Origin of the sequence: Stenotrophomonas sp. 2YAF22 (genome assembly GCF_052114665.1) — a bacterium.
Taxonomy (GTDB): Bacteria; Pseudomonadota; Gammaproteobacteria; order Xanthomonadales; family Xanthomonadaceae; genus Stenotrophomonas; species Stenotrophomonas indicatrix.
The window spans coordinates 1-14,097 of sequence record NZ_JBFRFE010000030.1 but is presented as its reverse complement, the minus strand read 5'-3'; the positions used below and the strand labels follow the sequence as shown (position 1 = coordinate 14,097).

10 protein-coding genes and 1 pseudogene are annotated in these 14,097 nt (G+C 64.6%); 6 read left to right on the top strand and 5 right to left on the bottom strand.

Annotation, left to right across the window (positions count from 1 at the left end; translation table 11 throughout):
- Positions 1-31: 31 nt before the first annotated feature.
- From AB4Y84_RS02585 to AB4Y84_RS02575, 3 genes are all read left to right on the top strand, one after another.
- Complete coding sequence (locus AB4Y84_RS02585; RefSeq protein WP_442249734.1) at positions 32-355, top strand: hypothetical protein; 324 nt, start codon at positions 32-34, stop codon at positions 353-355.
- Positions 356-449: 94 nt separating this feature from the next.
- Positions 450-890 (top strand): DUF2231 domain-containing protein, encoded by a 441-nt coding sequence (locus AB4Y84_RS02580; RefSeq protein ID WP_442249733.1) that lies wholly within the window; start codon positions 450-452, stop codon positions 888-890.
- Complete coding sequence (locus AB4Y84_RS02575; protein ID WP_059065442.1) at positions 883-2,193, top strand: PQQ-dependent sugar dehydrogenase; 1,311 nt, start codon at positions 883-885, stop codon at positions 2,191-2,193. The genes AB4Y84_RS02580 and AB4Y84_RS02575 overlap by 8 nt, the downstream gene beginning before the upstream one ends.
- Positions 2,194-2,243: 50 nt before the next feature.
- On the opposite strand, the gene AB4Y84_RS02570 is transcribed toward AB4Y84_RS02575, so the two are convergent.
- Positions 2,244-2,906 carry an exopolysaccharide biosynthesis protein gene (locus AB4Y84_RS02570; protein ID WP_442244178.1) on the bottom strand — a complete coding sequence of 221 codons (663 nt, stop codon included), beginning with the start codon at positions 2,904-2,906 and terminating at the stop codon, positions 2,244-2,246.
- 172 nt (positions 2,907-3,078) lie between these two features.
- On the opposite strand from AB4Y84_RS02570, the gene yidA reads away from it, so the two are divergent.
- The 3 genes from yidA (at position 3,079) to AB4Y84_RS02555 (ending at position 7,178) form a co-directional block, all read left to right on the top strand.
- A complete protein-coding gene (yidA, locus tag AB4Y84_RS02565) occupies positions 3,079-3,912 on the top strand; it encodes a sugar-phosphatase (protein ID WP_394196774.1) in 834 nt (277 codons plus the stop codon).
- A gap of 359 nt (positions 3,913-4,271) precedes the next feature.
- Positions 4,272-6,587: a TonB-dependent receptor gene (locus AB4Y84_RS02560; RefSeq protein ID WP_442249732.1), complete on the top strand. Its 2,316-nt coding sequence runs from the start codon at positions 4,272-4,274 to the stop codon at positions 6,585-6,587.
- A gap of 288 nt (positions 6,588-6,875) precedes the next feature.
- A complete protein-coding gene (locus AB4Y84_RS02555) occupies positions 6,876-7,178 on the top strand; it encodes a hypothetical protein (RefSeq protein ID WP_223496980.1) in 303 nt (100 codons plus the stop codon).
- On the opposite strand, the gene AB4Y84_RS02550 is transcribed toward AB4Y84_RS02555, so the two are convergent.
- The 4 genes and pseudogenes from AB4Y84_RS02550 to AB4Y84_RS02535 all read right to left on the bottom strand — a co-directional run.
- Positions 7,175-11,521 (bottom strand): AAA domain-containing protein, encoded by a 4,347-nt coding sequence (locus AB4Y84_RS02550; protein WP_442244180.1) that lies wholly within the window; start codon positions 11,519-11,521, stop codon positions 7,175-7,177. The genes AB4Y84_RS02555 and AB4Y84_RS02550 overlap by 4 nt on opposite strands.
- A 36-nt stretch (positions 11,522-11,557) precedes the next feature.
- Positions 11,558-12,010 carry a hypothetical protein gene (locus AB4Y84_RS02545; RefSeq protein ID WP_336022288.1) on the bottom strand — a complete coding sequence of 151 codons (453 nt, stop codon included), beginning with the start codon at positions 12,008-12,010 and terminating at the stop codon, positions 11,558-11,560.
- 99 nt (positions 12,011-12,109) lie between these two features.
- Positions 12,110-12,592, bottom strand: a pseudogene (locus tag AB4Y84_RS02540) (YifB family Mg chelatase-like AAA ATPase); the annotation flags it as partial.
- 342 nt (positions 12,593-12,934) lie between these two features.
- Positions 12,935-14,097, bottom strand: a 1,163-nt coding sequence (locus AB4Y84_RS02535) for a hypothetical protein (protein WP_442249731.1), incomplete at its 5' end; no start/stop codon positions are given.

Here is a 14,097-nt window from a genome sequence, read left to right as displayed (position 1 = left end):
CTGCCATGGAGCTGGATGCGGAGGCGCAGACGTGAAGATCCTGGCTTGGCTGTTGGCCTTGGCAGCTGTGCTTTATGTAGGGGGATGCTCGGCTACTTCCATCCTGGCCGAGCGCGGCATCGCTTCCCTGCGGCCCGGGGACCGTCGAGAGGCGGTCATCGATGCGCTGGGTGCACCCGATGTCACAGAGCCGCGTGGACAACGGTTTTCCCGCTATGCCAGCACGCCATGCAGTGGCACCTGCATGGAACGGCTGTGGTACGAAAATCCATTCCTGCCCCATATCGAGGCGTGGTCGGTGGAGCTGGATGGCACTGGCCACGTCGTGCGGACGTCGCATTGGGCATYGCCATAGCGTCGAGGCCATCCGATGCCCAGGTCATCGCACCCCCTCCCGCCCCCCTGTGCTACTACAGCCCGTGCACCCCTTCCCCGAACGGAGCACGACCATGGTCAACCCCGTCGCCCAGGCCCATCGCGGCCTCGGCACAACACTCTTCAGCCTGTTGAATCCGATACCGTTCGGCTTCTTCGTGGCCGGCCTCATTTTCGACATCCYCTACCTCAACACCGCTGAAGTGATGTGGGGCAAGTCTGCGGCGTGGCTGATCACCTTCGGCCTGCTGATCGCCATCCTGCCGCGGCTGATCAACCTGTTCGCGGTCTGGCGCCGCAACGGCACCGCCACCGGCACCGACCGCCTCGATTTCCTGCTCAACCTGGTCGCCATCGTGCTGGCGGTCTGGAATGCTTTCGTGCACAGCCGCGACGCCTATGCGGCGGCCGTGCCGGGCACCATCCTCTCCGCGCTGACGGTGGCACTGATCGCGCTCGGCTTCATCCTGCTTTCGCTGCAGCAGCCGGTGCTGCAAGGAGCCCGTCATGGCTAAGCGCATCCTGCCCGCCGTGGGCGTGCTCTCGTTGTCCCTGGCGTTGGTCGCCTGTGCCGGCAAGGCCGAATACCACCCGGCCGACCAGTCCGGCGCGCAACCGCCGTTGCCCAAGCCCGAGAACTACCTGTTGCCGCCGATGCAGGTGCCCAAGGGCGTGGGCTGGGCCGAAGGACAGGCACCGTCGGTGGCCGACGGCCTGAAGATCGAACGCATCGCCGCCAACCTGCAGCACCCGCGCCGGCTGCTGTCGCTGCCCAACGGTGACGTACTGGTAGTGGAAGGCAACGGTCCCGGCGAAGAGCCGGTCACCACGCCCAAGCAGTGGATCGCCGGCAAGGTGAAGGCGCGCTCGGGCAAGGCCGGCAAGGGCGGCAACCGGGTCACGTTGCTGCGGCGCGCGCCGGGCACCGGCACCTGGACCCAGCACGTGTACATCGAAAACCTGCACTCGCCGTTCGGCATCCAGCTGATCGGTGACACGCTGTATGTGGCCAACACCGGCAACATCATGAAATACCACTACGTGCCGGGCGAAACCCGCATGTCCGACAAGGGCAGCGAGTTCACCGACCTGCCCAGCACCATCAACCACCACTGGACCAAGGAACTGCTGGCCAGCCGCGATGGCAGCAAGCTGTACGTGGGCGTGGGCTCCAACAGCAACATCACCGAGAACGGCCTGGCCGTCGAGTACCGCCGCGCGGTGGTGCTGGAAGTGGACGTGGCCACCAGCGGCAGCCGCATCTACGCCTCGGGCCTGCGCAACCCCACCGGCCTGGACTGGGAGCCGAGTACCGGCAAGCTGTGGGCGGTGGTGAACGAGCGCGACGAGATCGGTGCCGACCTGGTGCCCGATTACCTCACCTCGGTGCAGGAGCACGGCTTCTACGGCTGGCCCTACAGCTACTACGGCCAGCATGTGGACGAGCGCGTGCAGCCGCAGCGGCCGGACCTGGTGGCCAAGGCAATCCGCCCGGACTTCGCCATCGGCTCGCACGTGGCACCGCTGGGCCTGCTGTTCTACACCGGCCAGGCGTTGCCGGCGAAGTACCACGGCGGTGCCTTCATCGGCGAGCACGGCAGCTGGGACCGTTCGCCGCTGAGCGGCTACGAAGTGGTGTACGTGCCGTTCAAGGACGGCAAGCCGGCCGGCCGCCCGGAAGCGGTGGTGAGCGGGTTCGCGTCCAAGGACGAGAAGACGCTGATGGGCGCGCCGGTGGGCATGGCCATCGATGCGGAGGGCGCGCTGCTGGTCGCCGACGATGTGGGCGATGTGGTGTGGCGGGTGTCGGCGAAGTAGCCGGCTGCCCGCGCATCACCCGTGCTGTAGGGCCGAGCCCATGCTCGGCTCTACAGCGCCGATGATCCGTTGCGGAAGCCACTGAACACCGATTCGGCCGCAAAGCCTACGCCGCCCAGCAGCACACCGAAGTACACCACCGACGCCACCACGAAGCCGTAGCCCGCTGCCACCGCCGCGCCATCGCGCTGGATGAAACCGATGGCGAAGGACATCAGCGCCAGCGCCGGCAGCGTGTTGCTGAAGGGAATCGGCCCGGCCGGCAGCATCAGCAGGATCGTGGCGAACACCAGCGCCAGGTTGTTCAACCGCATCATCTTCTTCGAGCGCACCATCGCTGCCAGCCGCATCGGCCGGGACAACCGCTCCATCCGATGCACCCATTTCAGGGCACGGCCCAGGTTGGCTTTCAGCTTGTCGGTGGCGATCTGCTTGTCGGCCAATCGCTGCGGCACCCACAAAGGACGGTCGCGCACGCGGCTCAGGCCGATCAGCAGGATGGAGGCACCGAACACCGTGCTCAGCCCGGGAATCGATACCGGAATCAGGAAGATCGCCGACAGCAGGATCACCACCAGCATCAGGCCTTCGTCGCCCAGCGCATGCAGCAGCGTGCCGACGCGGATATGGTCGCCGGGCAGGCCCTCGATCAGGTCTTCAATCTGCTGCGCAAGCGGGGCGGTGTCAGTGGCGTCGGGCGCTTGGTAGGTCATGCGTCGAAAGAGTGTCCAGGGAAGGGCGGTCGATAGGGCCGTCCTGCGGTGGGGGACGCACAGGCCCCACGAGTATCCCCGGCCAGCGCCGCGCAGAGGTGAACGATGCATGAGGCCGGCGTTGCCAGGCGGCCTGGCCTAAAATGGGCGTCCCCCGCACTGGTTGAAGATGATGGACATGGGTCGCAGGCAATCGACCATCGAACTGGTCGCCATCGATATGGATGGCACCCTGCTGGACCCCGCCCACAAGCTCACCGCGCGCGTGAAGCAGGCCATCGCCCGGGCACGCGCGCTGGGCGTGCATATCGTGCTGACCAGCGGCCGCCCGGTTCCGGGGCTGGCGCCGTTCCTGCACGAACTTGGCATCGATGGCGACGATGATTACTGCATCGCCTGTAATGGTGGCCTCGTGCAGCGCATCGGCCCGCGCGAGACGGTGGTCGAGTATCCGCTCAGCTTCGATGACTTCGTGTACTGCGAACAGGTTGCCCGCGAGATCGGCGTGCACTTCCAGGCGCTCGATGCCACGCGCATGTACACGCCCAACCAGGACATCAGCATCTACACCGTGGCCGACTCGCATCTTTCGCGCATGCCACTGTCGTACCGCCGCGTGGCCGACATGGACCCGGGTATGTCCTTCATCAAGCTGATGATGATCGACGAGCCGGACGTGCTGGATGCTGCCATCGCGCGCTTGCCAGCCGCGCTGACCGAGCGTTTCGCGGTACTGAAGAGCGCGCCGTTCTTCCTGGAAGTATTCGACCACCGCGCCGGCAAGGGGCCAAGCCTGCAGAAGCTGGCCGAGCACCTGGGCATCGACCGCGCCAACGTGATGGCCATCGGCGACCAGGAGAACGACCTCACCATGCTGCAGTACGCCGGCACCAGCGTGGCGATGGGCAATGCCATCGATGCGGTGAAGGCCGTGGCGCGCTTCGAGACCGCCACCAACGCCGATGAAGGCGTGGCCAAGGCGATCGAGCGTTTCGTTCTGCAGTAACCGCGCGTCCATCTTCCGGTAGGTGCCAACCTTGGTTGGCACACGCAGCCGGCAAGCGCCGACCAAGGTCGGCCTACCACGCAAGGGCTATACCCACGTATAGCCCATCCATACACATCGCCATCGGCGCTGTACCACGGTGCAATGGCGGATGCGGCAGTGCGATGCAAGAATTCCGCACGTCGAAATCACGCCACCGAATCCCACGGCAGATGATCGTCTTCATCCGCCACTGACCGGCGCGTACCGCGCCGTCATCACTTCAACGCAATCGCCGCCAGCCAGCGCGCCGCACACCGGCGCTGCATCGCGCTGGGCGTGCGCCTGCGCCACCTTTCCCCTGCACCCTGGATCTGGCCATGAACACTCCACCTACGCTTCTTGCCCTGGCAATCGGCATCGCACTCGTTGCACCGCTGCACGCTGCCGAGTCCACCGACGCGGCCCACGACACCCCCACCACCTTGAACGCGCTGCAGGTCATCGCCACCCCACGCGGTGCAGCCGTCRCGCCCACCCAGGTGGTCGGCCCGAACCGCTACGTCATCAACGCCACCGACTTGGATTCGATGGTGTCCGGCAACAACGGCCTGTCGATGCTGAAGAACGTGCCGGGCGCCAGCTACACCGCCACCGACGGCCTCGGCCTGGACATCTCGGCTACCAGCCTGTTCGTGCGCGGGTTCCGCATGAATGAAATGGGCATCACCTTCGAAGGCGTGCCGCTGAACGACAACGGCTTCCTCTCGCTTACCGGCACCAGCGTGGTCAACGTCGGTGTGCCCGATGGCATCGGTTCGATCACGGTCAGCCCGGGCGGTGCACCGGTGAGTGTGTTCTCCAGCAGCGTCAATGGCGGCAGCCTCGAGTACCGCCTGCGCGACCTGCAGGACACCCCCAGCCTGCGCCTCAAACAGGGCGTGGGCAGCAACAACACGCTGGTCACCACGGTCTCCGGCCAGAGCGGCCAGCTGGGCGAGCACGGCCCGAAGCTGCTGGTCGACCTGCAGCGCGTGTCGGCCGACAAGTACCAGGGCGCCGGCACCCAGAAGTTCCTGCGCGGTGACCTGAAGGCCCAGCAGGATGTGGCGTGGGGTGACTTCACCGTGTTCCTGTCCGACAGCAAGGCCGCGGTGTGGGGCTACAACAACATCTCCTTCGACATGATCCGCAAGTTGGGCTGGAAGGCCGACAGCTTCTATCCGGACTATGCGTGGGCGTACTACGTGGCCTCGCCGGAGAACGCCGACACGTCCTGCGGCGCCTACACCTGCGGTGAGCTGTCCGAGCTGATTCCCTACGACACCGGCCAGGTGACCCGCGACCGCGTCGCTTCGATCAACCATCGCTTCCAGATCACGCCCGCGCTCAGCGGCAACGTGCAGCTGTACAACGTCAACAGCCACACCCAGGCCACCTTGACCGACCCGACCGTGCCGTCGCCCAACGGCGCGCCCTTCTCCGAGCAGGTGCAGACGCCGCACCTCAATCGCTTGGGGGGCATGTTCAACCTGCAGTTCGAGACCGGTGCGCACACCCTCACCACCGGTTTCTGGCAGGAGAAGAGCAAGGCGGCCGCGAAGACCGAGTGGTACCAGCAGCCGCTGTTGGGGGAGGGCAAGCCACTGAAGGCCACCGGGCCGTTCGATGTGTACGGTCCGGCGTTCCAGACCGACAACGCATCCAGCTGGGTGACCCGTTCACGGCAGCTCTACCTGCATGACAACTACGCCGTCACCGACACGCTGGTGCTGGGGTTGGGCTTCAAGGCCGTGGACTTCACTACCACTGGTGGTGGCATCGGCGACTCAGCGGAGCGCCCGGTGTTCGGCACGCTGCGCGCAAAGAGCAACTTCCTGCCACACGTGTCGCTGTACTGGAGCCCGACCGAGCGGACCGATGCCTTCATCGACCTGGTCAACACCATGAACGGCTATCGCGTGGCCCAGCGCGGCAACATCGGCTACACCGCGTCGGCCTGGACCATCAGTGACCAGAAAGAGTTCGACCGCGTGGCCGGCACCCTGCGTCCGGAAAAGAACTGGAACCTGACCGTGGGCGCCAGCCACCGCTTCGACCGCCTGACCGTGACCGGTGATGTGTTCTACAACGACATCCGCAACCGCCTGCTGTCGGCAGCCATCGGCACCCAGTTCGCGCAGATCAACACGGTGCGCTTGATGCCGAAGATGCACGTGATCGGCGCCGATCTCGGCATCACCGCCGACCTGACCGACCACCTGCAGTTCTACCAGGGCATCGCACTGGCGCGCTCGTACTACGACAGCGATTTCGTGGTGGGCGATACCGTGTACCCGATCAAGGGCAACGCGCAGCCGGGCTACCCGCAGCTATCGCTGGTCAGCGACCTGTCCGCGCACTTCGGCGACTGGCGTTTCGGTGCCACCAGCACCTCGTACCTGCGCCAGCCCTTCACCTATGAAAACGACATCCGCGTGCCGACGTTCTGGCAGGTCAACGCGTACACCGCCTACACCCTGGGCCCGGACAGCATGCTGCCGGGGCTGGAGCTGCGGCTGGACGTAAGCAACCTGTTCAACCGCAACAACATCGGCACCGCCACCATCGCCGGCTCGTCGTTCTCGGGCGACTACCAGACCCTGCAGCGCAGCGCCCCCCGGCAGGTGATGTTCAGCACCTCGATGTCGTTCTGATACATGGAACGGGGTCGGATCCCTCTGCATGGCAGAGGGCTCTGACCCCGGTAGATCCACGCCATGCGTGGATGCACTTCGCGGCTCTTCGGCGGCTGCCATGACCGGGGTCGGATCCCTTTGCCACGCCAAGGGCTCCGACCCCATCCGCTGTTTGCACAATCTGCACTGATTTCCGGGCACCAACGCAAGGTTCCCACAATGTTGCTGGGTCATCCTGTACGCATGGCACAGCACAACCCCCGTTTCCCTCCGGTCCGCAGGCGCGCCCATGGACGTGCGCGTCCGGTGCCGTTCGCAGCACCGGCGGTCGACCTGGAGGCCGAATACCAGTTCTGGCAGGTCTATGACCGCGTAGTCCGCCCCCTGCCCGGGGGCGGGTTCCGCCTGGCCTGGCTGGTGCTGCAGGCCGTGTACCGGGCGCGGGCGCGCTATCCCGCCGACACCCACAAGGCCGCGCTGTCGCGTGTACTGTTCGGTACCAACATGACCGACGCGCGCGCGGCCGAACTGGAAGAGCTCTACGCGCTGGTCAGCCGCAGGCTGGCGGCGGTGGCACTGCGCACGCTGGCACCCCGCAACACCGCCTAGCCCGCCTTGCAGGGCATGCAGATCCGTCCTACCCCACCGGCACCGGCACGCAGGTCAGGGTCGAAGAACTCTTCCTGGCTGCGGATCTGCCCGCAGCGGCTGCAGACCTTCTTTTCCTTCGACTCCAGTCCCTGCACCTGCTCGATCACCTGATCGACCGCGGCCGAGCGGATTTCCGTGCCGGCCACTTCAATCAGGCGATAGAGCCGGTCGGACAGCGTCTGCACCGGGTCGCTGCCCAGGTTGAAGCGGTTGATGCGCAGGAAGCGGTAGCCGTAGCTTTCCAGGGTCAGCTGGCGCTCGACGTCGGCCTCCACCAGATAGCGCTCGTGGTTGCCCACATGCACCGGCTTGTCGCGGCGGAAATGGAATTCGAAACCGTCGTACTCGATCACGATCTGCAGCGCGCCGCGCACGGTCTGCACGGTCACCAGGAAGTCCACGCGCCACGCCGGGTGCTGATAGGTCGGGTCGAGCTGGCGCAGGTAGTCACCCACCGGGAACTGCGGAATGATCTCGACCGCATCGCCATGGGCAAGCACGAACGGCGTCTGCTGCAGCCACTGCAGCACCTTCGATTCCATCGGGCTGCGCGCATCGGTCTGCGCGGCGTCGGGCGCGGGGCGGTCCAGCTGGCTGGCGTAGTAACGCAGCGCATTGCCGATTGCGCCGCGGAACGCATCCACCGGCATCGAATGGACGAACCAGATCGCCTCCTGCGCACGGGAGAAGCCGACATTCAGACGCTGCACTTTCAGCTTGTCTTCCACCGCATCCACCGCGCCGCTCAGGCTGACCGGGAAGATGTAGTTCAGCGCATCCTGGCCGGCAGTCGCCACCATCGAATAGAAGATCAGCCCGCGTTCCTCACCCTGGCAGGAGTCGACCGTCATCACCTTCAGGCGAAGCCGCTCTTCAAACTCGCGGCCGCGCGGATGGTTGAACAGCGTCTTGGACAACAGCGTCTGCTGCTCGCGGAACGGCGTGATGATGCCCACCGTGGGCGGCGACTCCGTATCCAGCAGTTCCACCAGTCGCTCGGCGATGAAGGCCGCTTCGGCGTCGTTGGTGCTGCGGCTGGTGCGGTGCCCAGTGGCATCGACCTGGCTGAAGCGGATCACCTCCTGCAGCGGCCGGCTGCGGATTTTCAGTGCCTGCAGCTGGTGGTTGTAGAAGGTGGAGGACGAGAACCCGATCAGTTCCGCATAGCTGCGGAAATGCTTGCGCAGCATCACCGAGTACGAGGCCGAGAGCGAGCAGAACTCCAGCACCGAGCGCTTCACATCGAACATGGCCAGCCGTTCCAGCACGTCGGCCTGCTGGCTGACGTTGGTGCGGAAGTAGTTGACCAGGTCCGAGCGGTACTTGTCGTTCAGCGCGATGCTGGCGTTGGCGGCCTTGACGTTGGAGAACTGCTTGGAATCGCCCAGTACCACCACCTTGCGCGCACGCAGCAGCGCCGGCAGTGCCTGTGCCACCGAGACCTGCGAGCCTTCGTCGATCACCAGCACGTCGAACAGGTCCGGTGCCAGCGGCATGTATTCGCCGAACTCGCGGATGCTGGCGATCATCACCGGGAACGACTCGCGCACGCTCTCGAACTTGTCCACCGGGAACTTCTGCCGGTTGGCGATCACGCCCGCCAATGCCCGCGCGTCGGCGCGGTGATGATCCATGAAGCTGATCAGGCGCCCATCCACATGGGCATTCATCACCGAGGTGTTCAAGCGTTCCAGCTTGGTCTTGGTGCCCACATAGTCGTACTGCGGCGCGTCGACGAAGGCCTTGCGCGTGGCCATCCAGCCCTGCAGGAAGCGCAGGGTCAGCGCCCACAGCGCGGGATCGTCCTTCGGCTCGGCCAGCAGGGCCTCGACGATGGCCGGATTGAGCCGCGCCAGCAGGGTCATTGCCTGCCGTGCAACCGCCGCACCCGGTCCCGGCGCGGCGCCGTGGGCGATCTGCCGGTAGCTGGCCGCCAGCTGCGTGCCCAGGCCTTCGGCCTCCAGCTTCATGCGCAGCGCGTTTGCGCCCTGCACGATGTTCTGCAGGGCGGCTGCATCCTGCTTGAGCAGCAGCGGCCGTGTGGTGCCAAGCTGGTTGAGTTGCAGTTCCAGCCCGCGCACGGCATTGCCACGCAGCAGATAACCCAGCAGCGGCATCTTCAGCTGCTGGTATTGCAGCAACAGCGTGCCCAGCAGCCGTATCTGCTCTGCATCCAACGACTCGAACAGCGCCCAGCCGTCAACCGGTCGGTCGGCAAGAAAAGCGGTGGTCACCGCATCGCGACGGATGCGTTGGTCCAGCGACGCCGGCGTGTAGTCGGTGCTGCCGAACAGATCGGCAAGATAGGCTTCCAGTGCGTCCGCCTGCGCGGTCACCGCTTCCAGCTCGGTCAGCACGTTGGCATCCATCACCGCGTGCACCTGCTGCAGCACCGCGGGGGCGCGCTCGCCCAGCTCCGCTTCCTGCTCGTGCATGGTCTTCACTGCAGCAAGCGATACACGCCCCAGCGTCTGCACGGTAGTGGAGATGGCCTGCCGGAGCGTCTGTGCCGTGTCCTGGCGCTCGCTCTCAAGGGCGGGCTGGTTGGCCTTCATGGCCTTGGCGAAGGCTGAAATCTGGCTGATCGTGCCGGTGGAGGTCAGGCGCTTGAAGTTCGCTGCCTGCTGGCCCAGCCGCAGGATGGGGTTGGGGAAATCGCGATCGTGGCGAACCCGGCTCATCGCATCGGACAGCTTGTCGTACACCACGTCCAGCGCTTCGGTCTTGTCCGACAGCACCAGGCAGCTCTTCTTGTTGAACGCACAGTCCGCGGCGATGGCGGTGATGGTGTGCGACTTGCCGGTGCCAGGGGGGCCTTCGACCACCACGATGCGGCCCTGTGGCTCGCGCACCGCCAGCAGGATCTTGCGCTGCTCCTCATTCAACGGAATGGGCGAATCGAACACCATGCGCTCTACCAGCGGCAGCGCATCCCAGGCCGACTCCACTCGTTCCCCGATGGGTTCGGGGTTGCGCATCAGCACGCCTTCCACCATGCCGTGGAACAGATCCACCAGCTTCGACCCCCCATTGCGGGCCTGGTCGATGATCTCCTCGAAATCATTCAACAGCGCCTCGTCGGCGCGCTCGAACGCAGCCAGGTGCAGGGCAGGCGACAGCGCAACGGTGGCGGTGGATGCCTCGCTGGCAGACGAGGAAAGCGAGACGTCGCCGCCCAGATCCACCGCGTTGGCCACCTGCCGGAACAGCGACGCTGCCACTTCGAACAGGCTCTGCGCCGGGTCGAGGTACTGGATGCGCTCCTGGATCGGCGACACCCACTCGCGGGCCATGCCCACGGCCAGTTCCTGCAGCACGAAGTCGATCGCGCGGCGGTTGGCGAACAGCCGGTTGCTGAGGGTCAGGGTGTAGCCCGACCCATCCTTGGCCCGCACCACGTCCAGCGGCAGGTAGAACACCGGGTACTGCACGCCCGCGTACTTGAGCGTGCCCACGTAGAGATACAGCTGCAGGCCATCGCCGGTGGCGACATAGGTTTCCAGGTCGCGGAACTCATGGAAGGCGTCGGCCGCCACGAAGTTCTCGAAGAAGGCCATCAGCGCGCTGATCGTGCCTTCGCGGGTCAGCTGGTGCTCGCAGGCCTGCTGCAGCGGCAGTTCATCACCGGCGGCCAGCAAGCGCGCCAGCACCTCCGGCAGGGTCTGGTACAGATCCACAACGGAGCGGGTGACCAGGTCCGATTCAGCCGCGTGCAGCGAATCCATCACCCAGTACGCCTGGCCCTGCAGTGGGCCGGCCAGATGCGCGATCAGCGGCCGCACCACCTGCACGCACATCGCATCCACCAGGGTGCCCTGCACCGATTCCACCCATGCTTCCGGGTCTTCCAGCGCGCCGGCCATGCTGGCGCGCGCCTTGTCCAGCACGGCCACGCGCACCGTGGCGATGGCGGTCTCGGTGATGGCGTTCACTTGTTCTTCGACGATGCGGCGCAGCGCCGCGCTGATCGGCCGGGTGTAGCTGCGCGGGCCGATGGTGAACGAAAGCTCCTCGCCGGAGGGCCGGCTGAGCAGCTTCCACAGCTCCTTGTCCAACGCAGGATACGGCGCGGTGCGCATGCCTGCGCGGAAGCCGGAATCGCTGGTAAGCACGATGCGGCGCCGCGGTGCCTGCGCGCGCTTGAAATCCGATTCAAGGAAATCGCGGAAGTACTGCGAGATCCGCACCGCGATTTCGCGCATCTTCGTTTCACCCAGTGGCCCGCCGCCGCCGGTTGCCGCAGGTGTCAGCGGGGTGGACGCATCGGAGGTCGGCAGGTGCGGCGGTTGGGGAGTGCTCATGTATGGCTGGGCGGGCACCTGGCAAGGCAGGCACCGCTAGGGACTGGGTCCTGCATGGTCGCACGCGTCGCCCACGGCGGGGAGGGGGCCAGTGCCCTCCAGTACCGACGGCAGGATCATGTGCGACGTCAACGATCGCCAGAACAGCGACTCGTCGTAGCTGTCAAAGTCGGTCCGGACCAGAATCGGCGACGGTAGCCCCTGCGCGCGCAGACGCAGGCGGATGCTGGCGACTTCCTCGCTCAACCCCACGCCGAACAGCACCAGCTGCACCTTCGCATCGCGCAGCACGAATGATTCCTGCAACCGCGTGCCGAGGCCAGCAGCCAGGAACGTTCCCACCAGGTCGTAGTTGCGCCATTCCAGCACCGACAGGCCGCTGTCCACGCTGTAGATCGATTCCATGCGGATCAGGCCGCGCCGTCCTATCGTCCGTGATATCCGCTGACGGGCGGCCTCCTGCCCGCCCATGATGAGCATCCTGAGCAAACCGCGTCTCCTTGTGTATGGGCTCGCGGAAATGGTCACGGCGCAGGTGGCATCGCAGATATCAGATGAATCTGATTCCTTCGTGCATGCAGCAGCGTGCTAGGTGCCTGGCTTGCCCCGATCCAGCTGCCGGTAGCCGATGGCCTCGGCCAGGTGCGCGGTCTGGATGCTCTCGCTTTCGGCAAGATCGGCAATGGTGCGTGCCACGCGCAGGATGCGATGCATTGCCCGCGCCGACAGCTGCAGGCGTTCGATGGCCTGTTCCAGCAGGTCCTGGTCGGCTTCGCTCAAGCGCGTGCACGCACGCAGCGCAGCCGGCAACAAGTGCGCGTTGAGGCCACCACGCGCCTGTTGCCGCGCATGCGCCGCTTCCACACGTGAACGAACACTGGCGCTGGGTTCGCCCAGTGGTGTGCTCTCACGCAGCTCCACCGCATCCATGCGGCTCACGTTGATGTGCAGGTCGATGCGGTCCAGCAACGGGCCTGAGGGCAAGGATTGGAGCGCAGCCAATCCTGGCGAACGCTTCCCCGGCGCCGTTGGGAAGAAGGCAGCCACCAAAGCTCTGAAGAAGGTTGGGAAGGTCGCCCGGAAGGTGAAGACGGTGCCGGTTCGGAAGGCTACAAAAAAGGCAGCAAAGAAGGCCGTGCGCAAACAGGGCTAACAACGTCGGGCAGATTCCACAATCCCGCGAGATCTCAAATCTCCGTCTCGTTGGAGATTGGGCATCAAACCGCTGAGCTACTCAGTCCCCAGTGCGGTGGCGTTGCTAGAAGGCGATCAAGAAGCGCACTTTTCGCTAAGCTGAAGTGAGGCGCAGGCATGCTGTAGGCCTGCTACTCGCATGAGGCCGCAAGCCTCGAGAACTACGGTGGCGATTGTTGTCGTGGAAAACTTTCGCTCCCTTCAGTCACTCGCGTGCGATCACTTACAGACGCTATCTTCTACTTCGATGGTAAAGGCTAGATCGTAGCCGCCTGGAATGCCGCCTGTCCAAGTGCGCTTTTTCAGTGCCAATGCGTATCCATTCATCACCACGGGTTGCTCGTTGATCTTGATGTCAAGATCTTGCCCGGAAAGCGGCCAGCCGGGGATTGCCGCGTTTGCAAGGAGCGATGCGAACTGCGAGAAGCGCTCTTGCGCCTGCTCTGCTTCCTCTGGGGCATTAATGTTCAGAACTAGCTTCAGCTTTGCAACGGTGAGCTCGGCACCCTCCACGTAATATGCGATATTGTTAGGAAACGGTGCCTTTCCGAGGTCCAAGTAGTCTGAGCTTGCTCGCCATCCATCATGTGTACGGCGGTAGGCGTTTGTACGCAGACCCGCATTATCCAGGAATGTGGTCGCGAGATGCGGAAGCCAGCCAAAGCGAGGCGATACCTTGGGGGGACGGACTGAGAGACGTCTCACTTTCCTGACTTCTGCGATTGACGCGTCTATCTCGGCAGCGTCCTGGGGCGGGAACAGGGCTGCGTGATGCTGCCAACGTAGCAATCCCACGGTGTCTGCCCTGAGTTCTCTAATCAGCTTCCACGCCGTATAGCGACGCAGGGTCGGATCCTTCATGGAGAAGTGGAAGCTGGCGAATACACCTTCGTAGACTGAATAGAGATGAAGGCAGTAGAGGAACGGCAGGAACATCACCGTTAGTAGAATCGGGATGGCGAAATCGCGCGCAGTGTCTGCACTGGCGAAATCGCTGAGATGGGTAATGGAGTAGTAGATCGAATTTCCGAGCATCAGCAGAGCTAGTACGATCATTATCGCCATGCCTCCGAGATGAATCGACCTCAGCTTCTCGGCCCGATCACTCAATGCGACGACCAAGCTCAACAGAATTAGGGCAGCGGCAATGACCAGCTCAGTAGCGAGGCTGAAGGTGTGGCTCGCGGTGACAAAAGCGACCACGGCCGCCAGGCCGGCTGCGTCAACCATTGTGGACTTGAAGTAGGCCTTTCCAGTCGAAATTTTCTGGAAGTTGTAGAGAGAAAGCAGCGCGGAGCCGCCCGCCCAGATCAATGTGGTCTTCAGATTGTCCCACCGCCACCATCCCAAGGCGGAAAGCACCGATACAGATGCAAGCACAT

What these genes read in the sequence shown, in the direction of transcription:
- AB4Y84_RS02575 (WP_059065442.1), top strand. Translation starts at nt 883, where the DNA reads ATGGCTAAGCGCATCCTGCCCGCCGTGGGCGTGCTCTCGTTGTCCCTG.
- AB4Y84_RS02570 (WP_442244178.1), bottom strand. Translation starts at nt 2,906, where the DNA reads ATGACCTACCAAGCGCCCGACGCCACTGACACCGCCCCGCTTGCGCAG.
- yidA (WP_394196774.1), top strand. Translation starts at nt 3,079, where the DNA reads ATGGACATGGGTCGCAGGCAATCGACCATCGAACTGGTCGCCATCGAT.
- AB4Y84_RS02550 (WP_442244180.1), bottom strand. Translation starts at nt 11,521, where the DNA reads ATGAGCACTCCCCAACCGCCGCACCTGCCGACCTCCGATGCGTCCACC.